Below are 20,814 nucleotides of genomic sequence, written 5' to 3'. Positions count from 1 at the left end.
CGCAGCGTTTGCTTCAAAGCCTTTTATGTCTGCTGCAAACAGCAACCGCTCTACTCCTCTACAACCACTAGAAATTTGGTGAATTCGTCGCTTTGCCCACCCCCGCTGGCGGTTAATCCTATACCAATATTTTTGCATCGCCAGTTACCTGAAACAATGCTTTGATAACTTGTTACCTCAGAAATAGATGAATGGCCGCACCATCCTTTTACGATGATCGCTTCGATAAAAACCAGCATCAGCTCTAATTGAAAAAAACCAATGTCACAACTATAAATATCTCAATCTCGAACAGACACCAGAATTAACCAAGCCAATTCTCACCCCATTACTTAAAAATTTGAATTTACTTAAAACCATATCAAACTGCAAAAGCTAGGATGACCATAAAATCATGAGTAAAATTTGATCACCACATCATCTTAATTAACATTTCCCGATAACCTAACAGCCCCCCCCCTAATCAGCGCTCTCCAAAAAATCTAGAGATTGACTTGCCTCATCAATTAATTTTTTAGCAGATTCATTAGGGCGAATTGCATATGAATGCCTTGCTGCTTTAAGCGATTCCAATAACGTTGCACGCCTTTCTTTACGATCATTACTCCTCTTAGCTTCCGTAGATAGCCTTGCTGAATAATAATACAACTCATCCGGATCCCCAAGCAACCTTGCCTTAGCTCGCCACTTTTCACTGGCCTCTTCATTTCCCGAAGTAGCATCATAATGAGCTATAAGAAATTTTACTGCTGCCAAATCACCAGAATCAGCCTGCCTAGTCAGACGTTCTAATTTCGAATCTGAAACAATAAAGGCATCACTCGGACTTTTAGCACCACAGGCGGCTAACAAGATCATCAGAAATAAATAAATATTGTTTTTCATCATTTCCCAACTTAAGGCATCGGCCGAAATGGAGTGTACTGCCCAGGGTTTGAATAATCAGCTTTCCCACTCCACCTATCCGTGGCATCGGACCAATAACACCTTGCTTATTAAACCAAACTTGAGCGTTTGGCGCAAAACAGTCACGCCAAGCCGATTAGCTAATTGCTGAGCAAATCCGTTGGGATCTTTACCCGTGTTGCAAGATTTCAACCAAACAACATCCTTATGGTTCCAAGAACTATCCTCGATAATATCTGCAACCTGATCAGCACTGAATGCAAGGCCATACTTACTAAAGAAGGATGGACCGTTCACTGCATTCGGACCTCCATGCGCATAAATTGTCAAGATGCCAGGCCTGTCTTCATCAGCTCTAGCTCACGAATAAATGACCGGATCTCGAATAGGGGAAATCCAAACCAACTTTTCGAAGCTAAGTGGATCCTTAGAAAAGAGGGGATCGCCTTCGACGTAGGAATATGTAGAAAATCCGCCATTTAACCCAATCGGATCGCTCTGAACATATCGCCCGGCGGCAACATCAAAGTCTCTAAAATAGTTCTGACTTAGCTCATTCATTGCATCGTAGCACTGCCCTGGAAACCGCATATCCAAAACGAAACCTGCACCATCTTGATCAGGATCTTGATTCGGCGCCGTATTCCCAAACGCCTCACCCTTTAAGTTCAAGTCCAAACAGCCACGTTTCTCACCGGATCAACCACCACGCGAGGGCTACCTAAGTGGTCAGGCTCAATATAGGCCAACTTGGCATCGGCACTAATCACACCTATAGGCATGTCATCTAGCCAGATTGCTTGTTGCAGCGACTTACGCGAGTTGTCGTAGTCACCCATCCAGCGGCCAGACTCGTCATGAAGTGTGTACGTGTTGGCGGTACCGAGGAAGTGGCTAGCCCAGTGTGACAAATTTTTCGCGCTTCAAACTCCAGCATGGGCACGGGTTGGTAACCAACTATCTACAACTAGCCATGAATTTTGACCGCACCTGGGACTCGACGCCATCTATTTTATTTATTTCCTTGAGGAAATCACATTTCGGCCTCAACCCATTAACAGGATATGTATAAACCCCCTCCTTTTCATCCAATTTATTTAAAGCCCACCATACACGCTTATCGCGATCTCGGAAGCGCACAGCCTTTACCCCATCAAGTTCAGATACAATAAGCGCGGCTCTATCGCCCCTAAACCTTGCATCCAACGCTTGAAGCTGACCATATACTTCCTTATCCCTAAGGGAACAACCCAGTAGGTTTTGTAATACCATAAAAATCAATGAAAAATTTACAATTTTAAATATATCCTTCATTCTATCTTCCAGGATTCAAGAATTTCAGGCCAGATGGAACAACGCCACCCTTAGGAATATGATAATAACCAACTTTCAAGTCACTTCCGAGGAAATTCATAAATGCACCTCCAGGCAGAATCGAGCCATTATTCTCAATCCCAGCAGCTGCCAGGCCTACACCGACAGTGGTGGCGCAATTACTTGAAAGAACATGATAAGGATTTTTTGAATCAGCCCTTATCGCCTCAATGATCGCCCGCTCTTGCTTAACATCAGTCTTGAGAACGATCACCTCCACAAAACGATCACTAAGTTGATCATTTAAGTATTCATCAAAACTTGATCCAAAATCATGTTTAGTGCCGCGACTATAAACACCCTGCCCTTCTATTGCCGTCGCCAAGTGGCCGAACGGATTATCAGCTGTTCCTCCTGACAATATCAACGCAGTATCGAGACCCAGCAAATCACTAGCAAATAAAGGATTACCTCTTACGTAAGAATAGGTATTTACCCCACCCCCTAATCCCACAGGATCACTCTTCGAGTAACGACCAGTTGCAGCGTCGTAGTCCCGGAAATAGTTCTGATTGAATCCGCTAGCTGTATCGAACCGCTGACCCGGAAAACGCATATCCAATACAAACGCTTTACCGTCACCATCGGGATCCTGATTCGGCGCCGTACTCCCAAACGCCTCACCCTGTAAGTTCCAAGTCCAAACAGCCACATTACGCCCTGGATCAACCACCACGCGCGGGCTACCCAAGTGGTCAGGCTCGATGTAGGCCAACTTGGCATCCGCACCGGTGACGCCCACCGGCATGTCGTCTAGCCAGATCGCTTGCTGCAGCGACTTGCCCGCGTTGTCGTAGTCACCCATCCAGCGGCCGGACTCATCATAGAGCGTGTAAGTATTTGCAGTACCGAGGAAGCGACGGATCTGCTCGCCCTTGCCGTTGTAACGGTACTCGCGTACCACTACGCCATTGCGCTTGACTTGGCTCATACGGCCGGTCACGTCGTAAACGAATTCGCGCTCGGTTCCGTTGATCGAGGTGGTATCGCCTACGGCGTTGTAGACACGTGGTGCCCCACCTACCTTGATTAGGCGATGGCTGTTTGCCTCGTAGGTGTAAGCGACTTCGCCGGCTGCCGATTTACTGCTCTGACGGTTACCTGTCTTATCGTAGGTGTAGCCATCCAGCACCGTGCCGGTCACGCCGTCCTTGAACTCCGTCAACCGGCCAAGCGGGTCATAGCCCAGCGTGACATCCGCAACAGTGCCGCCGGCCGGGGTCAGCTTGGACAGATTTCCGACCGGGTCGAAACCAAAACCGACATTCAGACCTCCGGCGCTCGTGTCCTGAATTGCTTTCGGGCGATAGTCCTGATCATAGGCACGCGTCAGTACACGACCATTACCGTACATCCAGCCTGCGATTGGACCAAGCGGAAGATAGCTGGCGTTTTTCAAGAGAATTTGGCGAGCGCCCGTTGCGGGGGTATAGCCCACTTCGGTGGCTTGACCCAGCCCGTTGCGGACGTAATCCACCTTGGCGCCATCCGGGTAGATAACGCTCGCCAGACGACCCGACGCGGTGTAGCCATAGCGCAGCGTGAAAGCCTTGCCGTTGGTGGTCTGCAGCTTGCGTACCAGATCGCCGAAACTATTGTAGCAATACTCGGTCGCTCCGCTACTGTCCTTGATGGACGCCAAGCGACCCTGCGCAAAAGTCTCTCCCGCCTGGCAGCTGACCGGCGCGACGTCGTAACTGTAGGCTACGTTGAGCGCGCTGGTGGGGTAGCTCAGCTTGGTCAGGCGTCCTAACACGTCATAGCTCGAACTGATCTTGACCCCGCGGGCAGTCGCTTCGAGTGTGCGGTTGCCAGCGGCATCGTAACTATACGTGGTGGCACCGGTATCGGGGCTAGTTAGCTTGCCGAGGTCGCCAAGGCTGCTGTAGTCGTAACGCGTGGTCAGACCCTTAGGATCGATGACCGCGGTGACGCGGTCCAGCGCATCCAGTTGTTGCGTTATCTCCACCGCCAGCCCGCCCACATCTTGAAGCGTACGTACCACACGACGCAGAGGGTCGGGATCCAGCTGTGTCTTGCGCCCAAGCGCATCGGTCACCAATTTCAGATCACCATTGAGGTCATAAGCAAACTCAGTGGGATTAGCAGACGCATCGGCCTGCGTCTGCAGCTGACCAAGTTTGTTATAGACCCGCGTCAGAGTCCGCTTGACGTTTCCGGACGCATCTTTGATTTCTTCCTTAAAACAATTCCCAGCTACGTCGAGAGAATAATGCAGGTTACTGCCGGCACTGTCAGTGATATCCGTGAGGCGGTGGGCTGCATCGTAGTCGTACTTTACGAAATCGCCATCGGGCTGCGTTACCTGCTTGACATTGCCTGTTTCGTCGTACGCAACCGTCATCACCCGATCCTGGCTGGAAGCAGCGGCACTCGCTGCGAACCGAGTAATTTGGGAAGTGAGCCATCCACGAGGTGCATAGCTGAAATCAGTCGCTATCGCGTTCGAATCGATAACGCGCGTCGGCCGCCCATTGCTGTCATACGAAGCGTAGGTGGTGGTCTGACCTGCTGCATTCGTGCTTTGGAAAAGATCACCAACCCGGTGGCATTGGCCGCTCGCAGTACCGCATCCGGATTCATCGCTGCTAGCGTAGTAGCGGTACGACGTGATGTCGCTTACGTCCGTGCGCGGCCCGTCTACCGAGAGAACCAAACCGACTTGGGGACAGTTGGCTGCATCCACCTTTTCACAATAGCTTATGCGCCACTGACGAACACCTGCGGGCGCATCTGCTGCACTCCCACACGCATAAGAAAGGGCAGCAGCCACCGCTGTGTTGATCTCGCAACTGGCAGTCTGCAATCCACTGGCGTTATAAGCCCATTTCGACTTGGCTCTGACGACGTTACCAGCATCGAGAATGGTTCGTTCTAGGGGCTCACGGATCGCCCCATTCCACACAGTGCTGATGGTACGCTGCTGTGCAGAACCCACCCCATCGATCTGCTGCTTCAAAAGCCCATCGCTGTCGAAGCTGGTCTGGCTTTTGTTACCTTGGAAGTCGGTCGTAGAAGCAACATAGCCATTTGCATCGTACGTAATCGCCTTGTAGGACTGATTGCACTGCGTACCGCAGGGTGTACCTGCACCTGCAAGTCGTATTGCACCCGTCGCAGCATCAACAAACGTTAACCCGCTCCGCGTCCCAAGCGGCCCGATGACTGCAGAGTCGACTATGCCGTTTGTGGAGTAGGCATTGTAGTCAATCTTAGTGGTATCGACACCATCAGCAAATGAAGCCGATGTCGCTTTTCTCGACGATTGATAGGTAATCGTTTCGTATCGCACACCTTTTTCGTCGATCACCCCAGTCATCACACCAGGAAGATTATTCCCCCCGGTATAGTTACTCTCATTGTAAATATAGCCAATCGATTTCTCGTCAGAATATTTCGCAGACGCGAGGTATCCAGCGGCGTCATATGAATAGACAATTTTTCCTTTGTCCGGAAGGGTGACTCCGGCCAACCTTGCAGCACTATCGTAATCAAAAATCAATTGCCGGCCACTCCTGTCGGCCACGCTCTGGAGAATCCCGCCGCCCGCTCCCGTTGCATCAGGGAGGCTATAGGTCAACAGATAGATCCTTTGGCCGGCCTTGTCGTACACCTCCTGCAGAAGACCTTTCGCATCATAAATCTCTGTCTGCTGGGTAGCAGAGATCGCCAAGGCAAAACCTGCACCATCCGGCCGCTCTACAAGTGTTTCGGAGTAGTCTGAGCTGGTCTTCCAAACGCCACCTATCAGCTGAAAGATCAACGAACCTCCATCTGGCCGATGGGCATTGATCGACTGCGTATCGGTAGCCGCACTTGTCGAACGCTGAATTTCCAATTTTCGATCAAACAAGTGACGCCACTGCTTGCCCATTGTGGAGGAGGTAACTGATGCCGAGCTGTTGTAAAAGCGGCGAAACATAAGACCGCTTGGATTCTCGTAGTCCGTTTCTTGACGGTAGAAGTTGCCTGTGGCGGTATTGATCGGATCCCCTTCAAAAACGGATCCCGCTCGGTTTGCGCTGGCTGCGCTATCACGGCTTCCGCGCGGCCCGGTTCCGTCCTTGCCGGCGCCAAGCCCTCCGCTGCAGGACATGCTGCAGCTGCCAAGATTTTTTCTCGGCGAACCGACAGAATAGGTAGTCGCGATTACAAAAAAACCAGATGAATCCTTCGGCCACATGACAATCGCCCCTGTCGTGGTCGAGTTGTACTTGACCACAGGCCACGACGAACATCCTTTAGGGGAAGAGCTGCATCCTTTGGTCATCTGACCTATGAGCCAATCAGCAGCAGCGCCTGCCGAGTCAAACCTACCGTTCCCGTAGATAGAATTAACCGTGTAGGGCGGTCCGTAGTAAGAAGCTGCAAACGCATCAACCGACACTGCAAAGAGCAAGCCCATCGCGGCGCAAAAATAAAAGCTTCGTGTCAATATGCACTTCTTGGTGCTCATACCACTCTCCATGTGTTTAAGTTTTTTTCTTTAGGGATGGTCTGATCAACGGCATCGGAGGATGAGCCTAACCACATCGACCAGGCTGACGGCGCTCAGATCCTCGATTTTTTTGCCGTTTCCGGCGCGTTTGCAGGGTGTTGCCCGGGTTACAGGCGCACGTTCCCCATCGTCGGCAGTAACTGCTTTCGCTTCATCCACAGGTTCGATAGCGCAAACAAGGTCAGCACCTGCGCGGTGTTCTTGGCCAGGCCGCGATAGCGGACCTTGGTGTAGCCGAACTGGCGCTTGATCACCCGGAATGGATGCTCCACCTTCGCGCGCACGCTGGCCTTGAAGTGTTCCCAACGTCTTTCCCGAGCACGCTCGCGTTTGTTGCCGAGGGCTTGCATCGTCGAGGGCCTGGCGGCGATGAAGAATGCAGCCTTGCAGGCCTGCAGTTCTTCGCGTTTGTCCGCACCGGTGTAGCCGCTATCGCCGAACACGCTGTCTTCTTTGCCATGCAGCAACGTGTGCATCACCGTGACATCGGCGACGTTGGCGGCTGTGCAATGGACGTGGTGCACCAACCCGGAAAATTCATCCACGCCGATGTGCGCCTTCATCCCGAAATACCACTGATTGCCCTTCTTGGTCTGATGCATCTCAGGGTCGCGCGCGTTGTCGGCATTCTTGGTCGAACTGGGCGCCGCGATCAGCGTCGCATCGACGATCGTGCCCGACCGCAGGCTCTGGCCCTTGCGCGCCAGATGCGCGTTGACCGCTTCCAGCATCCGCGCGGCAAGGCCATGGGTCTCCAGCAGGCGCCGAAAGTTGAGAATCGTGGTCTCGTCCGGAACGTTGTCCAAGCCACCGAGCTGGGCAAACCGCCGCAAGGTCGGGATCTCGTGCAGTGCTTCTTCCATCGCCGGATCGCTCAGCGCATACCACTGCTGCAGCAGATGAATCCGCGACATCGTCGCCAGTGCGTACGGCTGCCGACCTGGCCGGCCCGATACCGGATAGTGCGGCGCGATCAGACCGAGCAGTTGCTGCCACGGAACCACCTGCTCCATCTCGGCCAGAAAGATCTCGCGCCGGGTCTGCTTGCGCTTGCCCAGGCCCTCAGCGTCACCGAACGTCAGTTGCATGGATCACTCCTCAACATCAGGCGGGTAGTGTCGCGTATCTGTGGTGCGTTGTTCAGAGGTTCCTTAGCAGTCCACTGACGTTATCAAAACAACAAGTCAGAAAATTGACGGCGTCACAAGCCAAAGACTAGTTCTGTTCCGTTGCCACGTCAAGATTAAATCAATACTGAAATCAAAAAATATCTGAACATTTCACTGCCGTTAGAAACGGCTAGCAATACTAATTTACCGGAATTTGTCAGCGCTTGACACACATCGGCAAAGATCAAACTTCCAGGCTGCACCTTTGCCTCCTGATTTATTGAAGAAAATCTCAATTTAAGGCATTCAGCGATCTTGATCTGAGAGCCTAGAATTGCACGAAGCGACAGTCGCTTGGAGACGAAAATCTTTATTGAGAATTTAGCTCCATGTGGAATATGACCAAAATTTTTACCGAACGGTTGAACTCAGTCATTATCTAAGGCGCTTCAAACACCAAGCACCTGCTGCGACTGTGCAGCCGGGAGATGTCGGAGGTTTAGGGCAACAAGTGAACTATTGCTGGCACGGCAACCTATAGTCGGCATGTGAGCATGCTTGGCCCACACGTTGCTGCCTTATTGACTATCTGATCGATCCTGGTGACCCCGGCCCGATTCGAACGGGCGACCTTCCCCTTAGGAGGGGGACGCTCTATCCAGCTGAGCTACGGGGCCAAGGGCGGCATTGTCGCACGATCGTTGCGATTGCCAAGCCGGTGGGTGGTCGGCGGAGCCTGCTAAAATCGGCGGCTACCCGTGTCGCGGGCGGCCATGGCCGCTGCGCGACCGTCCCGACCTTTGGAGATCCCATGTCCGCTGACCTGCTCAAGGCGCTCGACCTCGCCGCGTCCAATTCCGGTACCTATCTTGGCGAGGCGACCTGGTCGCAGGCCACCGGCGCCGGGGTGCTGCAGCCGCTCAATCCGACCACCAATGAAGTCATCGCCGATGTGCAGGCGACCACGCCGGAAGACTACGAGCTGATCGTGCAGCGTGCGCAGGCCGCCTTCAAGGTGTGGCGGACCACACCGGCGCCGCGTCGTGGCGAAGCCGTTCGCCTGTGTGGCGAGGCGCTGCGGGCGCACAAGGATGCGCTGGGGTCGTTGGTGGCGCTGGAAATGGGCAAGAGCAAGCCCGAGGGCGATGGCGAAGTGCAGGAGATGATCGACATCGCCGACTTCGCGGTGGGCCAGAGCCGCATGCTCTACGGCTACACCATGCACTCGGAGCGGCCGGGCCACCGCATGTACGAGCAGTACCAGCCGCTGGGCCTGGTCGGCATCATCAGTGCGTTCAATTTCCCGGTGGCGGTGTGGGCGTGGAATGCGTTCCTGGCGGCGATCTGCGGCGATATCTGCATCTGGAAGCCGTCCAACAAGACTCCGCTGACCGCGATCGCGACGATGAAGATCTGCAATGCGGCATTGAAGGACGCAGGCTTCCCGGACATCTTCTTCCTGATCAACGATGCCGGCACATCGCTGTCGGAGAAGCTGGTCGAGGACGGCCGCGTGCCGCTGATCAGCTTCACCGGTTCGACCCAGATCGGCCGCGTGGTCGCCGAGAAGGTCGCGCATCGCCTGGGCCGTTGCCTGCTGGAATTGGGCGGCAACAACGCCATCATCCTGGACGAAACCGCCGACCTGAAGCTGGCCATCCCGGGCATCGTGTTCGGTGCGGTGGGCACCGCCGGGCAGCGCTGCACCACCACGCGCCGCCTGATCGTGCATGAGTCCATCCACGACAACGTGCTGGCCACGCTGGTCAAGGCGTACAAGCAGCTCGACAGCAAGATCGGCGACCCCACCGACCCGGCAAACCTGATGGGCCCGCTCAACAGCCAGGGTGCGGTGGAGCAGTTCCTGGCCTCGATCGCCAAGGCCAAGGCCGCCGGCGGTACGGTCGAAGTAGGCGGCACCGCGATCAATCGCTCGGGCAACTTCGTGCTGCCGGCCATCGTCACCGGGCTGCAGAACAGCGACGCGGTGGTACAGCACGAGACCTTCGCACCGATCCTGTACGTGATGAAGTACAGCACGCTGGACGAAGCGATCGACCTGCAGAACGGCGTGCCGCAGGGCCTGTCGTCGTCGATCTTCACCCAGAACCTGAAGGCGGCCGAGAAGTTCCTGTCCGCTGCGGGCAGCGATTGCGGCATCGCCAACGTCAATATCGGCACCTCGGGTGCGGAAATCGGTGGCGCGTTCGGTGGCGAGAAGGAAACCGGCGGCGGTCGCGAATCCGGCTCGGATGCGTGGAAGGTCTATATGCGTCGCCAGACCAATACGATCAACTACTCCGACTCGCTGCCGCTTGCCCAGGGCATCAAGTTCGATCTCGATTGAAGGCCGCACGGCGCGCCGGAGAATGCCCGGCGCGCTGCCGTATCTGCGGGTGGGCAACGCCGCTGCACTGCAATCGGCAGCTTGCTGGCAGGACAGCCTGACAGTGACGGCATTGGTCGCCGATATACCGCGACCGCTAGCCGATAACCGCCTGCACCAGGGCCACCGGACCAGCAATCTGCGGAGCGTCCGGCACCCTTGTTGCCATGAGTAGCGGCGCCCAACGCCGCACACTCAGCCGATTCGAGCGCTCAAACGCGCCAAACGCGCCCACGCGATCGCCGTTTGGCCGCAAACGGCACGCCTTTCGGGCGGCCGCTCTGGGATAATCGCGGTACGTCAGCCGTCGGCTGCCGGCCCTTCTACAGGAGTTGCTGATGAACGTCGTCGTTCGACAGACCAGTGCCATGGCCATCGTCAGCCTGGTTGCAGGCATTCTTGGCTGGACGCTGATCCCGTTCCTGGGCAGCCTCTGCGCCATCATCACCGGCCATCTGGCGCGGGCGGAAATCCGCCGCAACCCGCAAGGCCTGGACGGCGACGGGCTGGCCATCGGCGGGCTGATTCTTGGCTGGCTGGCGGTAGCGCTCTGGGTGGCAGGACTCGCGATCTTCATCCTGTTTTTCGGCGGTATGGCCTGGCTTGCGGCCGCAAACAGTTGAGCATGGCCGCGCCCTCCTCTGCCCAGCGCTTCAACGACCGCGTCGCGGCCTATGTGCGCTACCGGCCCGGTTATCCGCCGCAGTTGCTGCGCTGGTTGCACGAAGAATTGGGTGTGACCCCGGCAACCGCAGTGGCCGATATTGGCGCCGGCACCGGCATCTCCAGCCGCCTGTTTCTGGAGGCCGGTTATCCGGTCACGGCAGTGGAACCCAACCCGGCCATGCGTGAAGCTGCGCAGCAGTGGCTGGCGGGGTTCCCCAAGTTTCAGGCGATCGATGGCACCGCCGAGGCCACCGGGCTGGCCGATGCCAGCGTTGGCCTGGTGTCTGCCGCGCAGGCGTTCCACTGGTTCGACACGCAGGCCATTCGCGCCGAATGGGCGCGCATCCTGCAACCCGACGGGCTGGCGATGATCTACTGGAACACCCGCGAGCTGGACACCACCGACTTCTTGCGCGGCTATGAGCAAATCCTGCTGGACTACGGCACCGACTATTCGGCCGTGGCCGAGCGTTACCAGGACGATGCCACGATGCAGGCCTGGTTTGGCACAGGCTTCCGCGCGATGGCGCGCTTTCCCAATGCGCAACAGCTGGATTTCGACGCCTTGCGCGGCCGGCTATTGTCGTCTTCGTATGCGCCGCTCGCGCACGACCCGCGCCATGCACCGATGCTCGCCGCGCTACGCACGCTGTTCGATGCGCATGCGCATGACGGACACATCGACTTCCAATACCAGACCCGCGTTTTCGCCGGGAGATTGAACTGACCCGCATGTATTCGCTTGCCCGCCCCTTTCTGTTTTCCCTCGACGCCGAGCGCGCCCACGCGCTGGCCCTGCGCTCCATCGACACCGCCTACCGCACCGGCACCACGCCGCTGCTGGCCAAGCGCCCGGTGCCACTGCCGACGCCCGCATTTGGTTTGATGTTTCCCAATCCGGTCGGGCTCGGTGCCGGGCTGGACAAGAACGGTGAACATATCGATGCGCTGCTGGCGCTGGGTTTTGGCTTCGTCGAAATCGGCACGGTGACGCCGCGTGCGCAGGAAGGCAATCCCAAGCCGCGCATGTTCCGGCTGCCGGAATATCAGGCGGTGATCAACCGCATGGGCTTCAACAATCTGGGCGTGGATGCGCTGGTGGCCAACGTGCAGCGCGCGCGCCGTCGCGGCGGCTTGCTTGGCATCAACATCGGCAAGAACAAGGACACGCCCAACGAGGAAGCCACCAGCGACTACCGCTATTGCATGGAGCGCGTGTACCCGCTGGCCGACTACATCACCGTCAATATTTCCTCCCCAAATACCGCCGGCCTGCGCGAGTTGCAGGAAGAACAGGCGCTGCGTCGTTTGATTTCCGAGTTGCGCGAAACCCAGGAAGCACTGGCCGCTCAACACGGCAAACGCGTGCCGATGCTGGTGAAGGTGGCGCCGGATCTCAACGACCGCGACATCGATGCTGCGGCGCGCGTACTGGCCGACCTGGCGGTGGATGGCGTGATCGCCACCAACACCACGGTGACGCGTACGTTGATCGCCAACCATCCATTGGCTGGCGAGGCCGGCGGACTGTCCGGCGCACCGCTGCTGGGGCAATCCACCCTGGTGCTGCGCCGCTTGCGTGCGCGCCTGCCCGAATCGATTCCGTTGATCGGCGTGGGCGGTATCAACTCCGGTGCCGATGCGCTGGCGAAGATGGCGGCCGGCGCAACCCTGGTGCAGTGCTATAGCGGCCTGGTGTATCGCGGGCCGCAGTTGATCGGCGAATGCGTGGATGCAATTCGTCGTCGCCGCGAAGCGCCGAGCGGCGGTGCGGTGTCGCCGTTATGAGCGATGCCGTGCAGCCGGGCTGGCAGTTGCGCGAGTACGCGCCGCTGCGTGCGCTCAACACCTTTCATGTGGAGGCCACGGCGCGCTGGTTGCTCAGCATCCATGCGCCCGACGCATTGCCCGAGGCACTGGCCGCTCCCGAGATCGCCGGGCAACCGCTATTGGTCCTGGGCAGCGGCAGCAACGTGTTGCTGGCTGGCGACCCGCCAGGCTGCGTGTTGTGTTTCGAAAACCGCGATCTGAGCATCATCGCGCATCATGCCGACCACGCCATCGTGCGCGCCGGTGCCGGCGTCAACTGGCATGCGCTGGTGCTGTATTCGCTGCAGCAAGGCCTGTCGGGGCTGGAAAATCTGGCATTGATTCCCGGCACGGTAGGCGCTTGTCCGATTCAGAACATCGGCGCCTACGGCGCGCAAGTGGGCGACTTCATCCATGTGGTGGAAGCCTTCGATCGGCACACGCAGCAGTTCGTGCGGCTGGCTGCAGCCGAGTGCGCATTTGGTTATCGCGACAGCATGTTCAAGCAACTGCCGGAGCGCTATCTGATCGTCGCAGTGGAATTCAATCTGCCGCTGCTGCATGAGTTGCGGCTGGACTATGCCGGCATCCGCGAGGAACTCGCCAGCATGGGCGCCGAGCTAGCTGGTGCGGCCGATGTGGCACAGGCGGTGATCAACATCCGCCAGCGCAAATTGCCGGACCCGGATGTGCTGGGCAATGCAGGCAGTTTCTTCAAGAATCCGTTGTTGCCGAGCGAACAAATCGCCGCGCTGCAAGCCACGTTTGCGGACATGCCGGTGTATCCCGGCGAACAGCCCGGCCAGGGCAAATTGTCGGCGGCCTGGTTGATCGAGCAATGCGGCTGGAAGGGCCGGCGCGAAGGCGATGCCGGTGTGTCGCCGGAGCATGCCCTGGTACTGGTCAACTACGGCACGGCCAGCGGCGCGCAATTGCTGGAATTTGCACGGCGCATCGCCGAGTCGGTACGCGAGCGTTACTCGGTGATTCTTGAACCGGAACCGCGCGTCATCGGAGCGCATTGGTGACAGCGCAACAGGCATCACGACGTGCTGCGCTGTGGATGCTCACCAGTACCTTCGCCTTCGGCCTGATGGCCATCGCCATCCGGCTGGCATCAAGCAATATCTCCACCACCGAGATTGCGTTTTTTCGTAACGCGTTCGGATTATTGGCGTTGTTGCCGCTGATCGTGCGGCCGGGCAAACCGCTGCCGCGTACGCGGCAATTGCCGCAGTATCTGGCGCGCACCTCGATCGGTCTGGCCTCGATGCTGTGCGGGTTCTGGGCGATCGGCCATCTGCCGCTGTCGCAGGCGATTTCGTTATCGTATTCCACGCCGTTGTTCGTCACCGTCTTGGCGGTGGTATGGCTGCACGAACAAGTGCGCATGCGCCGCTGGCTGGCAGTGGCGGCAGGATTCATCGGCGTGTTGGTGATCCTGCGGCCAGGTTCGTCCACCTTTACGCCCGGCCTGTTGGTTGCGCTGTTGGCTGCGGTCATCAGCGCCATCGTCGCGATCCAGATCAAACAGCTGTCGCGCAACGACGACTCCGACACTGTGGTGTTCTACACCTATGTGTTCTGGGTGCCGATGTCATTGATTCCGGCAATGTTTCAATGGACCTGGCCGCAGGGCATCGACTGGCTGTGGCTGGTGGCGACCGGCATCTTCGGCACCGCCGGGCAGTTGTTCTGGACGCGCGCGCTCAAGCTGGGCGAAGTCTCGGCGCTGCAGCCGATCAGCTTCATGCAGCTGCCGCTGGTAGCATTGCTGGGCTGGTGGTTGTTCGGCGAGGCGATCGAACGCCATACCTTGATCGGTGCGGCCATCATCATCGGTGCCAACGTCTATATCGCCCATCGCGAAAGCGTGCTGGCACGGCGCGCTGCCACGCACGCGCCGATAGAGGGCGTAAAACCAGGCGAGTGATCAACCGTCTGTGCGGCGCCTTGCAGGCCCGCGCGGTGGCGTGGCAACGATGCCAACGTACACTGCGCTGTCGGCGCGACACGGACATTGACGGGACCACGTCGGCAGGCGCACTTTCATTGAATGCTCCGCGATGAGGTCGGCATGCCGGTTCCAAGCAAAACCATTGGCCTGATCGGGGGCATGCGTCGGCCAGCAAGGTGCGCAGGCGATCATCCTGGGCTGCACCGAGATTTCGCTGCTGGTGGGTGCCGCCGATGCGCCGCTGCCGCTATTCGACACCACCGCACTGCACGCTGAGGCGGCGGCGCTGGCAAGCGTGCACGATTGATCGGTATCGAAGGCGCAGCCACCGCGCCTTTACCGAAGTGCATCTGCGTCGTGCTTGCGTACAAACGTGCAAGCTGTACCTTGCTGGCGCGGCAGCGCAGCTGCGTCAAACGCCACTGTTCCAGCACGCGCATGCGCGCCATCACCTGCCACAGGAGGTCACGCCTTGAAGACCGACCCATTACCAGGCACTGCACCAGCAACCCAGCTCACACGCGGCGATTACAAGACGCTGGCCCTGTCTGCGCTGGGCGGCGCGCTGGAACTCTACGACTTCATCATCTTCATTTTCTTCGCGACGGTGCTGGGAGAACTGTTCTTTCCGCCAGGCATCCCGGACTGGATGCGCCAGTTGCAGACCTTCGGCATCTTTGCGGCCGGCTACCTGATCCGCCCGCTGGGCGGGATCGTGATGGCGCACTTCGGCGATCTGCTTGGTCGCAAGCGCATGTTCGCGCTGAGCATCGGGCTGATGGCATTGCCCACGCTGGCCATCGGCGTGCTGCCAACCTATGCGCAGATCGGCCTGGCCGCCCCGCTCCTGCTGCTGACGATGCGGTTGCTGCAGGGCGCGGCCATCGGCGGCGAAGTCCCCAGTGCATGGGTCTTCGTCGCAGAACACGTGCCGGCGCAGCGCAGAGGACTCGCCTGCGGAACATTGACCGCCGGCCTGGCTGCCGGCGTCCTGCTCGGTTCGCTGAGCGCCGGGGCGATCAACCGCGCCTTCACCCCGCAGGAGATCGCCGACTACGCCTGGCGCCTGCCGTTCCTGGCAGGCGGCGTCTTCGGGCTGCTTTCGGTCTATCTGCGGCGCTGGCTGCACGAAACCCCGGTGTTCGCCGAACTGATGGCCATGCGTGCGATCGCGCGCGAAACGCCACTCAAGGTGGTGCTGCGCGATCATCCACGCAGTGTGGCGCTGTCGTTGTGGCTGACCTGGATGGTGGCGGCCGGGGTGCTGGTGGTATCGCTGATGACGCCCACGCTGCTGCAGAGCGTGTATCGCTACCCGGCAGCGGTTGCGTTGCAGGCCAATCTGCTCGCGGTTCTGCTGCAGGCCATCGGCTCGATCGTGGCCGGCGCCTTGTCCGACCGCTGGGGCAACGGACGCGTGCTGCTTGCCGGCAGTGTGTTTCTGGGCATTAGCGCATGGCTGTTCTATCGGCTGGCGGGCGACCCGCAGCTGTTGTTTCCGCTGTATGCCCTGCTGGGCGCTGCGCTCGGCGTCCTGGGCGCGATCCCGCGCATCATGGTCGAAGCATTTCCGCCGGTGGTGCGACTGTCTGGCGTGTCGTTCGCCTACAACCTGGGCTATGCCGTCTTTGGTGGTCTGACACCGTTGGTGGTGGTGATGTTACTCAAGCAGCACCCGATGGGACCGGCGTACTACATGAGTCTGCTGGCAGTGATTGGCAGCGTGATCGGGCTGCAGTTATGGCGCCGGGAGCGAGCAAGTCGTTGCTGAGTCAAAGGCCGTACCTGTCTGCACCATGCTCGGTGCCTGCGCTTGCGGCAACCACGTTCGCGATCGGAACGGCCGTGCACTCAGGTTGAAATGCGATGGCGACGCCAATGTGGACGCCGCGCGCCGCGAAACATCACCAGATATAGCCCGACCACCCACACCAGTGCGGCCGACCAGCCGCCCAGGATGTCGGAGGGGTAATGCACGCCCAGGTAAATCCGCGACACGCCGACCAGCGCTGCGAACAGACTGGCGGCAATGGTCACCGGCCAGCGCCAGCGCGTGTTCCATGCCAGCGCAACGACCACCGCAGCCAGCGTCATCGAGCCCATCGCGTGACCACTCGGGAAGCTGAAAGTGCTTTCCGGGGCGATCGATTCCCACAAGCTCGGGCGATTGCGCTGAAAGAACTGTTTGGCGCCCATGTTCAACAACGCCGATCCACCGAACCCCAGCGCGGCGAAGGTGCTTTCGCGCCAGCGCCGCAACGCCAGCAATACCAGCACGATCGCGATATCGATCGGAATCACGCCGTACTGGTAGCCGACTCTGGAGATCAGGCCGAAAAACGCATCCAGCCCCGGCGTGGCGATGCTGCGCATGCTCCACAGCAAGGGCTCGTCGAAGTAGAAATTTTCCAGCTCGTGGACTTCATCGGCCAGGTCAACAAACAGCCCCAGCGGAAACAACACGCCGGCGAACAACAACGCCATGCGCCACGCATTGTTGCGCAGCCAATATCTGAAACCGGCCGGCGATTCAGCCGGCGCGGCGGACATAGGTGCGTTCGACATACTGGTCGATCAGATCGATGAACTCGTAGGCGATGTTCTCGCCACGCAGGGTGACGCTTTTTTCGCCATCGATGAATACCGGCGCCGACGGCGCCTCGCCGGTGCCCGGCAACGAGATACCGATATTGGCGTGGCGCGATTCGCCCGGCCCGTTAACCACGCAGCCCATCACCGCCAGGGTCATGTTTTCCGCGCCGGGATTGCTGATCTTCCACTCCGGCATCTTGGCGCGCACATGGTTCTGCACCACGCCAGCCAGTTCCTGGAAAAACTCCGAAGTGGTGCGGCCGCAGCCCGGGCACGCAGTGACCATCGGGGTGAAGGCGCGTTGGCCGGTGGTCTGCAGCAGTTCCTGCGCAACGATCACTTCCTGGGTGCGCGACTGGCCCGGCTCCGGCGTCAGCGAGATACGGATGGTGTCGCCGATGCCTTCCTGCAGCAGTACGCTCAGCGCGGCAGCCGAGGCCACGATGCCCTTGCTGCCGATGCCGGCTTCAGTCAGGCCCAGGTGCAGCGCAAAGTCGCAGCGGCTCGCCATGTCGCGATACACCGCGATCAGCTCCTGCACGCCGGACACCTTGGCCGACAGAATGATGCGCTCGCGCGCCAGGCCCAGCTCCACCGCACGCTCGGCCGAATCCACTGCCGAGCGAATCAATGCCTCGCGCAGCACACGGCCGGCATCCCACGGTGTATCGCGCTGCGAATTCTCGTCCATCAGCTGCGCCGCCAGCGACTGATCCAGCGAGCCCCAGTTGGCACCGATGCGCACCGGCTTGTCGTACTTGATGGCGAATTCGATCAGCTGCGCGAACTGCAGATCCTTCTTCTTGCCGAAACCGACATTGCCGGGGTTGATGCGGTACTTGGCCAGCGCTTCGGCGCAGGCCGGCTCGGCGGCGAGCAACTGGTGACCGTTGTAATGGAAGTCGCCGATCAACGGGACCTCGATCCCCATCATCCGCAACTTGTCGACGATGCGCGGAATGGCCGCGGCGGACTCGGCGTTGTTGACGGTTAGGCGCACCATTTCCGAGCCGGCGCGCCAGAGCTCGGACACCTGCTTGACGCTGCCGGCGATGTCGGCGGTGTCGGTATTGGTCATCGACTGGACGACCACCGGGTGGCCGCCGCCCACGATCACGCTACCGATCTTGACGCTGCGGGTGATGCGACGCGGCCAGGCGGTGGCGTCGGCGGGAGGGGTTGGGCGGGTCACGGCGTCGTACATCGCGGTATTTTAGCCTGTCATCGGTCCGCTCACAGCTGAAGCGCCGCGCGGGCCGTCTTCCACACCGATGCGACGGTTTGTCGCATACCGCCACCTCCCCGAGCGCATAGCATTGCCGTGATGAACAGCTCCGACGCTTCTTTCCTGCGAACCCTGTGCAGCCTGCGTTGGCTGGCCACTGCCGGCCAGGCCGCCACCATCCTGGTCGCCACCGGGGTGATGGGCCTGAACCTGCCGCAGCAACCGCTGTGGGCCGGCGTGGCCGCGCTGGCAGTGTTCAACCTGTATGCGCAGCTGCGTGTGGCCCACCGCGGCGCGGTCAGCCAGGCCACCGAGTTTGGCCACATCCTGGTCGATGTGACCGTGCTGACCTGGATGGTGGGCTGGAGCGGCGGCATCGCCAATCCGTTCGGCTCGCTGTTCCTGGTGTTGATCGCGCTGGCCGCACTGGCCCTGCCGCTGGGCTGGGCGATGGCGGTAGCGGCCTCCTGTGTGGCCGGTTACGTGATCAGCGCCGCCTTCGGCCTGCCGTTGCCTTACGGCAGCTTCGACCCGCTGAGCCTGCACATGTGGGGCATGGCAGCCAACTTCTTGCTCTCCACGGTGGTGGTGCTGGCGTTCGCCACGCGGCTGGCCTTGTCGATGCGCGAGCGCGAGCGCGAGATCTCCATGCTGCGCGAGCGCTTTGCGCGCAACGAGGGCATCGTGGCGCTGGCCACGCATGCGGCCTCGGTCGCGCATGAGTTGAACACCCCGCTGGCGACGATGACCCTGCTGGTCGACGACATCGCCGACCAGTGCGACCAGAACGAGCTGCGCGAAGATCTGGACACCTTGCGCGAGCTGCTGGTGCAGTGCCATGAGCGCGTGCTGGCGCTGGCAGCGCCGGCCGACAATGGGCACCTGAGCCGCGAAGTGGCGGTCACGGACGTGCTGGAACAGTGGCGGCTGGTGCGCCCGACCATCGAGCTGCGCCGCAACGACGACGCACCGATGCGACTGCTGCTGCAGCCCGGCGTCAGCCATCTGCTGATGGTGCTGCTCAACAATGCCGCTGACGCCGGCGAACGTGCCGGGCGCCCGCAAATCGATCTGACCCTGCGCATAGAGCAAGACCACCTCAGCGGCGAAGTGCGCGACTACGGGCCGGGCTTCGACACCTCGCAGGCCATGCTGCCAGGCACCCTGTTCAACAGCGGCAAGCACGACGGCATGGGTGTGGGTCTTGCCTTGTCGCATGCCACCGTCGAGCGGCTGCAGGGCGAATTGTGGATGCTGCCCGCCGAAGGCAGCGGCGCCCGCGTCGGTTTCCGCCTGCCGCTCTCCGAACACGAGGCACTCGCATGACAAGCACTCCCCTGCGTACCGGCCTGCTGGTCGACGACGACACCTTGTACCTGCGCACCCTGCAACGCAGCCTCGCCCGTCGCGGCGTCGAAACGCTGACCGCCACCGACGCGGCCAGTGCATTGTCGATCGCGCGCAGCGCGTTGCCGGATTTCGCGCTGATCGATCTCAAGCTCGGCAACGATTCGGGTTTGAACCTGATCCAGCCGCTACGCGAGATTCGCACCGACATGCGCATCCTGCTGGTCACCGGTTACGCGAGCATCGCCACCGCCGTGGAGGCGATCAAACTCGGCGCGGACGACTATCTACCCAAGCCGGCCAATATCCCCACCATCATGCGCGCGCTGGGCGAGGAAGACGACGAGCTGCCCGAGCCGGACGAAGAAGAAACCGCGCAGGAAATGATGACTCCGCTCAGCCGTCTGCAGTGGGAGCACATCCAGCAGGCGCTGCACGAAACCGGCGGCAATGTCTCCGCCGCCGCACGCCTGCTCGGCATGCATCGCCGCTCACTGCAGCGCAAGTTGACCAAGCGTCCAAGCCCGGGCCCGTTACGCGAGCCCGGGCGTTGAGAGCTGGCTAGGTTGTCGTGAGGGCGAGCTGGCCGGGGGCGCGGTGCCCTCGCCGCTCAGCACGACCCGTCTGCACCGTCCAATCACTTAGCAGGACACCCAAGATTTCGAATCGTGGTGTCTAAATGCACCCAAGTCTGGTCAGTCGAGTGCGCGGCGCCCTCACCGCTCGCGGGACACGCCGTAAATCCGTCCGTGGAGGCTCGGTGGCGGCATCCATGCCGCCACACGGTCCCGCAATCGGCAAGGACACCACACCAGGAAGTTCGTAGGTCGCTTCGTTGAAAGCCTGCCTGTTGTTCGTTCGCGTTGCGACGCTGATCGGACGCGCCGTCATTCTCGCCGTCATCCAAAAACGCGCGTCATGCAC

Annotated in this window: 16 protein-coding genes, 1 tRNA gene and 2 pseudogenes; 10 read left to right on the top strand and 9 right to left on the bottom strand. The window is 59.5% G+C overall.

Annotation, left to right across the window (positions count from 1 at the left end; translation table 11 throughout):
- Window positions 1-50: 50 nt before the first annotated feature.
- The 7 genes and pseudogenes from NMB96_RS15835 to NMB96_RS15800 form a co-directional block, all read right to left on the bottom strand.
- Entirely contained in the window at window positions 51-239 is a 189-nt protein-coding gene (locus NMB96_RS15835; protein WP_152025536.1) for a hypothetical protein, read from the bottom strand.
- A gap of 220 nt (window positions 240-459) precedes the next feature.
- On the bottom strand, window positions 460-885 hold the full coding sequence (locus tag NMB96_RS15830) for a hypothetical protein (RefSeq protein WP_183086818.1): 426 nt from the start codon (window positions 883-885) through the stop codon (window positions 460-462).
- Between the two features lie 441 nt (window positions 886-1,326).
- Window positions 1,327-1,796, bottom strand: a pseudogene (locus NMB96_RS15825) (RHS repeat-associated core domain-containing protein); the annotation flags it as partial.
- Window positions 1,797-1,863: 67 nt separating this feature from the next.
- Window positions 1,864-2,220, bottom strand: a complete 357-nt coding sequence (locus NMB96_RS15820) for a hypothetical protein (RefSeq protein WP_152025534.1) — start codon at window positions 2,218-2,220, stop codon at window positions 1,864-1,866.
- A gap of 1 nt (window position 2,221) precedes the next feature.
- Window positions 2,222-6,757 (bottom strand): RHS repeat-associated core domain-containing protein, encoded by a 4,536-nt coding sequence (locus NMB96_RS23550; RefSeq protein WP_023903796.1) that lies wholly within the window; start codon window positions 6,755-6,757, stop codon window positions 2,222-2,224.
- A gap of 149 nt (window positions 6,758-6,906) precedes the next feature.
- Window positions 6,907-7,887 (bottom strand): IS5 family transposase, encoded by a 981-nt coding sequence (locus NMB96_RS15805; protein WP_255085250.1) that lies wholly within the window; start codon window positions 7,885-7,887, stop codon window positions 6,907-6,909.
- A gap of 621 nt (window positions 7,888-8,508) precedes the next feature.
- A tRNA-Arg gene (locus NMB96_RS15800) sits at window positions 8,509-8,585 on the bottom strand.
- Window positions 8,586-8,719: 134 nt separating this feature from the next.
- On the opposite strand from NMB96_RS15800, the gene amaB reads away from it, so the two are divergent.
- From amaB to NMB96_RS15760, 8 genes and pseudogenes are all read left to right on the top strand, one after another.
- The gene (gene amaB / locus NMB96_RS15795) at window positions 8,720-10,255 is read left to right on the top strand and encodes an L-piperidine-6-carboxylate dehydrogenase (RefSeq protein ID WP_255085249.1); all 1,536 of its coding nucleotides are present in this window, start codon (window positions 8,720-8,722) and stop codon (window positions 10,253-10,255) included.
- A 377-nt stretch (window positions 10,256-10,632) separates the two neighbouring features.
- On the top strand, window positions 10,633-10,917 hold the full coding sequence (locus NMB96_RS15790; protein ID WP_006449325.1) for a DUF4190 domain-containing protein: 285 nt from the start codon (window positions 10,633-10,635) through the stop codon (window positions 10,915-10,917).
- A 2-nt stretch (window positions 10,918-10,919) separates the two neighbouring features.
- Complete coding sequence (locus tag NMB96_RS15785) at window positions 10,920-11,687, top strand: class I SAM-dependent methyltransferase (protein ID WP_255085248.1); 768 nt, start codon at window positions 10,920-10,922, stop codon at window positions 11,685-11,687.
- A gap of 5 nt (window positions 11,688-11,692) precedes the next feature.
- Window positions 11,693-12,748: a quinone-dependent dihydroorotate dehydrogenase gene (locus NMB96_RS15780; protein WP_006449323.1), complete on the top strand. Its 1,056-nt coding sequence runs from the start codon at window positions 11,693-11,695 to the stop codon at window positions 12,746-12,748.
- Window positions 12,745-13,797, top strand: coding sequence for a UDP-N-acetylmuramate dehydrogenase (gene murB / locus NMB96_RS15775; RefSeq protein ID WP_023903790.1), 1,053 nt, complete (start codon window positions 12,745-12,747; stop codon window positions 13,795-13,797). Before NMB96_RS15780 ends, murB begins: the two co-directional genes overlap by 4 nt.
- Window positions 13,791-14,702 carry a DMT family transporter gene (locus tag NMB96_RS15770; RefSeq protein ID WP_043889176.1) on the top strand — a complete coding sequence of 304 codons (912 nt, stop codon included), beginning with the start codon at window positions 13,791-13,793 and terminating at the stop codon, window positions 14,700-14,702. The genes murB and NMB96_RS15770 overlap by 7 nt, the downstream gene beginning before the upstream one ends.
- A 187-nt stretch (window positions 14,703-14,889) precedes the next feature.
- Window positions 14,890-15,033 (top strand): annotated as a pseudogene (locus tag NMB96_RS23545) (aspartate/glutamate racemase family protein); the annotation flags it as partial.
- Between the two features lie 165 nt (window positions 15,034-15,198).
- Window positions 15,199-16,497 carry an MFS transporter gene (locus tag NMB96_RS15760; protein WP_023903788.1) on the top strand — a complete coding sequence of 433 codons (1,299 nt, stop codon included), beginning with the start codon at window positions 15,199-15,201 and terminating at the stop codon, window positions 16,495-16,497.
- Between the two features lie 80 nt (window positions 16,498-16,577).
- On the opposite strand, the gene NMB96_RS15755 is transcribed toward NMB96_RS15760, so the two are convergent.
- A complete protein-coding gene (locus NMB96_RS15755; protein WP_023903787.1) occupies window positions 16,578-17,276 on the bottom strand; it encodes a phosphatase PAP2 family protein in 699 nt (232 codons plus the stop codon).
- Entirely contained in the window at window positions 17,257-18,522 is a 1,266-nt protein-coding gene (gene ispG / locus NMB96_RS15750; protein ID WP_255085247.1) for a flavodoxin-dependent (E)-4-hydroxy-3-methylbut-2-enyl-diphosphate synthase, read from the bottom strand. Before ispG ends, NMB96_RS15755 begins: the two co-directional genes overlap by 20 nt.
- A gap of 120 nt (window positions 18,523-18,642) precedes the next feature.
- Here ispG and NMB96_RS15745 point away from each other — a divergent pair, with 120 nt between their 5' ends.
- Both NMB96_RS15745 and NMB96_RS15740 read left to right on the top strand, forming a co-directional pair.
- The gene (locus NMB96_RS15745; RefSeq protein WP_255085246.1) at window positions 18,643-19,869 is read left to right on the top strand and encodes an ATP-binding protein; all 1,227 of its coding nucleotides are present in this window, start codon (window positions 18,643-18,645) and stop codon (window positions 19,867-19,869) included.
- Window positions 19,866-20,444, top strand: coding sequence for a response regulator transcription factor (locus NMB96_RS15740; RefSeq protein WP_006449316.1), 579 nt, complete (start codon window positions 19,866-19,868; stop codon window positions 20,442-20,444). Before NMB96_RS15745 ends, NMB96_RS15740 begins: the two co-directional genes overlap by 4 nt.
- Window positions 20,445-20,814: the final 370 nt, after the last annotated feature.

This window comes from Xanthomonas hortorum (assembly GCF_024339125.1).
Lineage (GTDB): Bacteria > Pseudomonadota > Gammaproteobacteria > Xanthomonadales > Xanthomonadaceae > Xanthomonas > Xanthomonas hortorum.
Note: the sequence above shows the minus strand (reverse complement) of the source record. Positions and strands in the feature narration are given on the sequence as shown.